Annotated in this window: 6 protein-coding genes; 2 read left to right on the forward strand and 4 right to left on the reverse strand. The window is 61.6% G+C overall.

The genetic code is table 11. From position 1 onward, the window contains the following. Positions 1-134 precede the first annotated feature (134 nt). The gene (locus AC1DT3_RS10325; RefSeq protein WP_477465165.1) at positions 135-680 is read left to right on the forward strand and encodes a DUF924 family protein; all 546 of its coding nucleotides are present in this window, start codon (positions 135-137) and stop codon (positions 678-680) included. A gap of 3 nt (positions 681-683) precedes the next feature. On the opposite strand, the gene ilvN is transcribed toward AC1DT3_RS10325, so the two are convergent. The 3 genes from ilvN to AC1DT3_RS10340 are packed head-to-tail and all read right to left on the reverse strand — an operon-like array spanning position 684 to position 3,766. Further along, on the reverse strand, positions 684-1,226 hold the full coding sequence (ilvN, locus tag AC1DT3_RS10330; protein WP_477465166.1) for an acetolactate synthase small subunit: 543 nt from the start codon (positions 1,224-1,226) through the stop codon (positions 684-686). Positions 1,227-1,255: 29 nt separating this feature from the next. Continuing rightward, positions 1,256-1,942, reverse strand: a complete 687-nt coding sequence (locus tag AC1DT3_RS10335) for a glutathione S-transferase family protein (RefSeq protein WP_477465167.1) — start codon at positions 1,940-1,942, stop codon at positions 1,256-1,258. Positions 1,943-1,993: 51 nt separating this feature from the next. Then, on the reverse strand, positions 1,994-3,766 hold the full coding sequence (locus AC1DT3_RS10340; RefSeq protein WP_477465168.1) for an acetolactate synthase 3 large subunit: 1,773 nt from the start codon (positions 3,764-3,766) through the stop codon (positions 1,994-1,996). Positions 3,767-4,101: 335 nt separating this feature from the next. On the opposite strand from AC1DT3_RS10340, the gene AC1DT3_RS10345 reads away from it, so the two are divergent. After that, positions 4,102-4,929: an RMD1 family protein gene (locus tag AC1DT3_RS10345; protein ID WP_477465169.1), complete on the forward strand. Its 828-nt coding sequence runs from the start codon at positions 4,102-4,104 to the stop codon at positions 4,927-4,929. Here the strand turns inward: AC1DT3_RS10345 and miaA are convergent. Beyond that, on the reverse strand, positions 4,907-5,869 hold the full coding sequence (gene miaA, locus AC1DT3_RS10350) for a tRNA (adenosine(37)-N6)-dimethylallyltransferase MiaA (RefSeq protein WP_477465170.1): 963 nt from the start codon (positions 5,867-5,869) through the stop codon (positions 4,907-4,909). The two genes, AC1DT3_RS10345 and miaA, sit on opposite strands and share 23 nt — an antisense overlap. Positions 5,870-6,032 lie beyond the last annotated feature (163 nt).

Below are 6,032 nucleotides of genomic sequence, written 5' to 3' on the forward strand. Positions count from 1 at the left end.
GCATGCAGGTCGAAGACATCGCGTTCCTCAAAACATCATTCCCGTGCTCGTCTCCACACGAGCGGGACGGACACTACATTGAGTTCGTCGTTCGATAGTCCTAATCAGCTCCCATTCCGAGGAGGAAAACAGGTATGCAACTCGCGACTCCAAACGAGGTCGTCGGCTTTTGGCGGGAGGCCGGTCCCGAACGGTGGTTCACGAAGGACTCCGCTTTCGACCAGACTTGTCGCGATCGCTTTCTTCCCACCTATGAAGCCGCCGCGCGGGGTGACCTCGACGAGTGGGAACTCGCTCCAGAGGGTTCCCTTGCCCTCATCCTCCTTCTCGATCAATTTCCCCGAAACATGTTTCGGGGACGCCGCGACGTCTACAGGACCGATCCCGCGGCCCTTCTCGCCGCCGACAGGGCCATCGAAAAGGGCCACGACACTCAGGTGGCGCCCGAGCTGCGACGCTTCTTCTACCTGCCCTTCATGCATTCCGAGAGCCTGAGACATCAGGAACGCTCGGTCAGCCTCAATGAAAAGCTCGGCGACGCGGATCTCATCAAGTGGGCGCATCATCACCATGACATCGTCAGTCGTTTCGGCCGCTTCCCTCATCGAAATGACCTTCTCCGGCGAGAAAGCACGCCGGAAGAAATCGCCTTCCTCGAGGATGACGGCTTCACCGGCTGACGCTCACATGCCTTCGGCGCCGCGCGCCATGGCGGCAACGCCGGTGCGCGAGACTTCCACCAGACCGACCGCCGTCATCAACTTGATGAACCGCTCGACCTCATCCGTCGCCCCGGTCATTTCAAACACGAAAGACGTCAGCGTGGCGTCGAGGGTGCGCGCTTCGAAAGCCGAGGCCAGCCGCATCGCTTCGACCCGGTGATCGCCCTTGCCGACCACCTTCACCAGGCAAAGCTCGCGTTCGATCACTTCGCCCATGACCGTCAGGTCGACGACGCGATGCACCGGAACAAGCCGCTCGAGTTGGCTCTTGATCTGCTCGAGCGTGCTGGCGGTGCCGTTGGTCACGATCGTGATGCGCGAAATATGCGCCTCGTGTTCGGTTTCGGTGACGGTCAAGCTTTCGATGTTGTACCCACGCCCGGAGAAGAGGCCGGCGATACGGGCAAGGACTCCGGGCTCGTTGTCGACGACCACCGCGAGCGTGTGGCGGTTGCTGGTCTCGATGCGGGTCGGGTCGGGATAATGTGTGCTCATCTTGGTCATGGCTCTTTCGTCCTGGACGTATTCAGGCGTTAGGCGGTCTGCCGAAGAACGGCGATCGGCGGTTCGTCGACTTCGTCGTTCTCTACAATCCAAGTTTCTTTCAAGGCGGCGTCCCGCCATTCCTGAAGCGCGGGTAACGCCAAGATCGTATCAGCGTAAGTCCGGGTCATCGGATCGAGGGCGATGGAATAAGTGTCGAGCCGCGTAACGAGCGGTGCGTACATCGCATCCGCGCCAGAAAACGCGCCGAACAGAAATGGACCGCCCTGGCCGAAACCACCGCGCGCCTGCCGAACGATTTCGCCGAAACGCGCGACGTCGCGCGCAGCCGCTTCGCCCCGATTTTTTGGTGCGTATTGTTTGCCGAGATTCATGGGGCAGACCGCGCGTAGTCCCATGAACCCTGCATGCATCTCAGCCGAGATCGAGCGAGCGAGCGCCCGCGCCTTCAAATCCTGCGGCCAGACCGGCGCGTCGAATGCGTCGGCGACGTATTCCATGATCGCGATGGTTTCGAACACCGTCGTGTCGCCGTCGATCAGAACGGGCACGCGTCCGGCGGACGAGTACTTTGCGATCCGCGCCGCGGTGTCTGGCGTGTCGAGCGGAATGACGACCTCGTCGAAGGCGATGCCGAGCTGCTTCAAGAGCAGCCACGAGCGTAACGACCACGACGAGTAGAGCTTATTGGCGATCACGAGGGTGGGGGTGGGCATGATTAGGTTCCTTTCCCCTCTTCCATTTGGAAAAGGGGATCTCGTGCTTCGTTAGACCAGCATCTTGCCCTTCTCGTCGATGACGGAACCGATATCGACTCCCCCTTCGCCGAGATAGTCGTTGAGCAACATCTCGTTATGGGCCTTGCCCGATGGGATCATCGGGAAGCAGTTTTCGGTCTTGTCCACCAGGCAATCGAAGATCACGGGGCGATCGACGTTGATCATCTGGGTGATGGCCGCGTCGAGATCGGCGGGCTTGTCGCAGMGAATACCGACACCGCCATAGGCCTCGGCGAGTTTGACGAAATCGGGCAGCGATTCCGAATAGGTGTGCGAATAGCGGCCGCCATGCAGCAATTGCTGCCACTGGCGCACCATCCCCATATACTCGTTGTTGAGGATGAAGACCTTGATCGGCAGGTTGTATTGCAGCGCCGTCGACATTTCCTGCAGCATCATCTGGATCGACGCTTCGCCGGCGATGTCGATAACGAGCGCGTCAGGATGCGCGAGCTGCGCACCGACCGCCGCCGGTAGGCCGTATCCCATGGTGCCGTGACCGCCGGATGTCATCCACCGGTTCGGCTCTTCGAACTTGAAGTACTGCGCGGCCCACATCTGGTGCTGGCCGACCTCGGTCGTGACGTACGTTTCGCGATGCTTCGTGAGCTCGTAGAGACGCTCGATGGCGTATTGCGGTTTGATCGTCTCGGTCGAGTTGCGGTAGGCGAGGCAATTGCGCGCGCGCCAACCTTCGATCTTGCCCCACCAATCCTTCTGAGCGGCCCTGTCCACTTGCACGGCGTTCTGCCGCCACAGACGGACCATGTCTTCGAGCACGTGCGCGCAATCTCCCACGATCGGGATGTCGACCGAGACGTTCTTGTTGATCGAGGAAGGATCGATATCGACGTGGATCCGCTTGGAATAAGGCGCGAACGCATCGAGACGTCCGGTGATGCGGTCGTCGAAGCGCGCGCCGATGTTGATCATGACGTCGCAATCGTGCATCGCGAGATTGGACTCGTAGGTGCCGTGCATGCCGACCATGCCGAGGAACTGCTTGTCGGATGCCGGGAAGGCGCCGAGGCCCATCAAAGTCGATGTGATAGGAAAGCCTGTGATATGGACGAGCTCGCGAAGCAGCGCCGAAGCGTGCGGGCCCGAATTGACGACACCGCCGCCCGTGTAGAACACTGGCCGCTTGGCGTTCGCCATCAAGTCGATCGCGGCTTTGATCTTGTTCATGTCGCCCTTGACGGTCGGGCGATAGGTCTTGTGCTGATTGTTCGTCGGGCGCGCATATTGGCCCATCTTGAACTGGATGTCCTTGGGCAGATCGACCACGACCGGACCCGGGCGACCGTTCGACGCGACGTAGAATGCCTCATGCAGAATGCGCGGCAGATCCTCGATCGATTTCACGAGATAATTGTGCTTCGTGCAATGGCGCGTGATGCCGACCGTGTCGCATTCCTGGAAGGCGTCGGAACCGATCAGATGCGTCGGGACCTGACCGGTGATGCACACGAGCGGGATGGAATCCATCATCGCGTCGGCAAGGCCGGTCACCGCATTGGTCGCGCCCGGACCCGACGTCACCAGCACCACACCGACCTTGCCGGATGAACGCGCATAGCCTTCCGCCGCATGAACCGCGCCCTGCTCGTGCCGCACGAGGACGTGGTTGATGGTCTCCTGATGGAACAGGGCATCGTAGATCGGAAGGACGGCGCCGCCGGGATAGCCGAAGATATGTTCGACACCCTGGTCTTGGAGAGCTCGGATCACCATTTCGGCGCCGGTCATCGTCTCGCTCATGTCACTCGCTCCGTCGGATCTGTCTTAGGTCGTCTAAGGGCTGGATTTCTGGGTTCTCAAGGAATTTAGGCAATAAAAAAGGCCCCTGAGGGGGCCTGTGCGCCATCGCCGGACCTGCGGGGGTTATCCCCGCTCCGTCGATGGCGTTCGTACTACGAGAATAAGCTTGCGCATTGTTGCCGCTCTCGGATCAAAAGTTGCGCAAACGCTAACCGATCGGATTCATTCGGTCAAGCGCGTTCGAAAGGCAACGCTGCCGAACTTGGCGGAATAAGGCCGAGCTTCTATCTTCTCCCTCGCCCGTCTCTGAGGCTGGCGTTTCGACCACGAGCATCATGAGCGATATCATTTCCTCCACCGGCACGCCTGTCAAAGGCCAGCGCATCACGGCCCGCGCGCTCCTCCTCGGCGATCGCCTCGATGTGGCCGGGCTCGAACGGAGCGATGTCCTGTCCGTCGCTCCCCTCGCCTTTCGGGCCGGCCAGGAGGGCTTCGTCGCCCTGTTCCGTTACGGCGTCGCCGTTCTGGTGGGCCTGACGCCCCTTGAGGAGGATGAGGTGATCCGCTCGCTCCGGCAGAGGATCGTCGGGGAATTCGCGCGGCACGAAGAGGAGACCGCGATCATCGAATTGTCGCCGGACAAGGACGATCAGATCCCCGCCGGCGGTCCCATCTTGCTGAAGGACCTCTCGACCGAGCGTCTCGTCGTGATCGCCGATGCCCTGTCCAAGAGCGCATCGCTCGCCCGCGACGAGCGCGAGGCGTCGGCCTTCTTCGATGTCGTCGATCCCTTCGCGCGCCATCTCGCCGAAAAGGGACGCCGTCCGGCCGGGCGGCGCGAGATCCTCAAGCATGTCGGGCACGCGCTCCTGGTCCGCCAGCGCATCTCCGGCCGTGTGGCCGTAGAGGAAAAGCCCGACGTCCTCTGGGACCGTCCCGATCTCGAGCGCCTCTATGCGCGCCTGGAGGACGAGTACGAACTGAAGGAGCGCGCCGTCTCCCTGCACAGCAAGCTCGAAGTCATCGGCGACACTGCGCAGACACTGACGGACCTGATCGACACCGAACGCTCACTGCGCCTGGAATTGATCATCGTGCTGCTGATCGTCTTCGAGATCTTCATCTCGTTCTATCAAATCTTCATCGCCGGCACGGCCCATTGAACGCCTCGATCGCCGTCGCGTAGCCGGCCTCGGGAGCGACGAAGGGCCAATCCGAAAGCTGGTGGCGGAACCAGGTGAATTGGCGCTTCGCATAGCGCCGTGTGTCGCTCTGACCCTTGGTGATGGCTTCTGCGAGAGAAATTTCACCCCGCAGATGAGCGAGCAAGCCCGGCACGCCGTGCGCCCTCATGGCGGGCAGCATCGGATCGAGCTGCCGCGCACCCAGATGGCGCACCTCGTCGAGTGCGCCGCAATCCATCATGGCGATGAAGCGCTCATCGATGCGACGGCGCAGCACGTCGCGCTCGGGCGCCAAGAACAGTTTGAGGACGTCGAGCCCATGCAAGGGGCCGGGCCTGCGGTCGCCGTGAAAAGAGACCAGCGGCCGGCCTGTCGCGGCGAAAATCTCCAGCGCCCGCATCGTGCGCATCCGGTCCGACGGCCGCACGGTCGCCGCCGTCTGCGGATCTCGATCCGAGAGGATACGATGGAGGTCGGGCGTCTCGACGTCTTCGGATTCGACACGAATGGCCTCGCGAACGTCGTCGGGAACCGTCGGGATATCCGAAAGCCCTTCCGTGAGCGCTTTGAAATAGAGACCGGTTCCGCCGACGAAGATCGGCAATTGCTTGCCCCGCAACGCCTCCAGAACGGCGCTGGCGTCGGTCACATAACGCCCGACTGAAAAGTTGATGGCCGCATCCACGTGGCCGTAGAGTCGGTGCGGCGCAAGCGTCTCATCCTCGGTCGTCGGCCGCGCGGTGATGACGCGCAGATCCCGGTAGACCTGCATGGAATCGGCATTGATCACCACGCCGTCGAAAGCTTGCGCCAATTTGATGGCCAGTGCCGACTTGCCTGACGCCGTCGGGCCTGCGATGAGAACCGCGCCGAACCGATCGTTTCTCAAGCTCCGGTCCCCACGATGGCGATGTCCCATTCTTTCGTTGCGACGCTCGTCGCCAATCCGCTTCAGCCGCAAGTGACGGACAACGTCCTCGTCACCGCTGTCGCCGCTCTCGGACAAAAGACGGAACGAACCGTTCTGGCAAGAGGCATCGCCGCCGACCTGTACTTCTCACAGGGAACGGACGGGGCCGAAA

This window comes from Microvirga sp. P4_G7, from assembly GCF_056401005.1.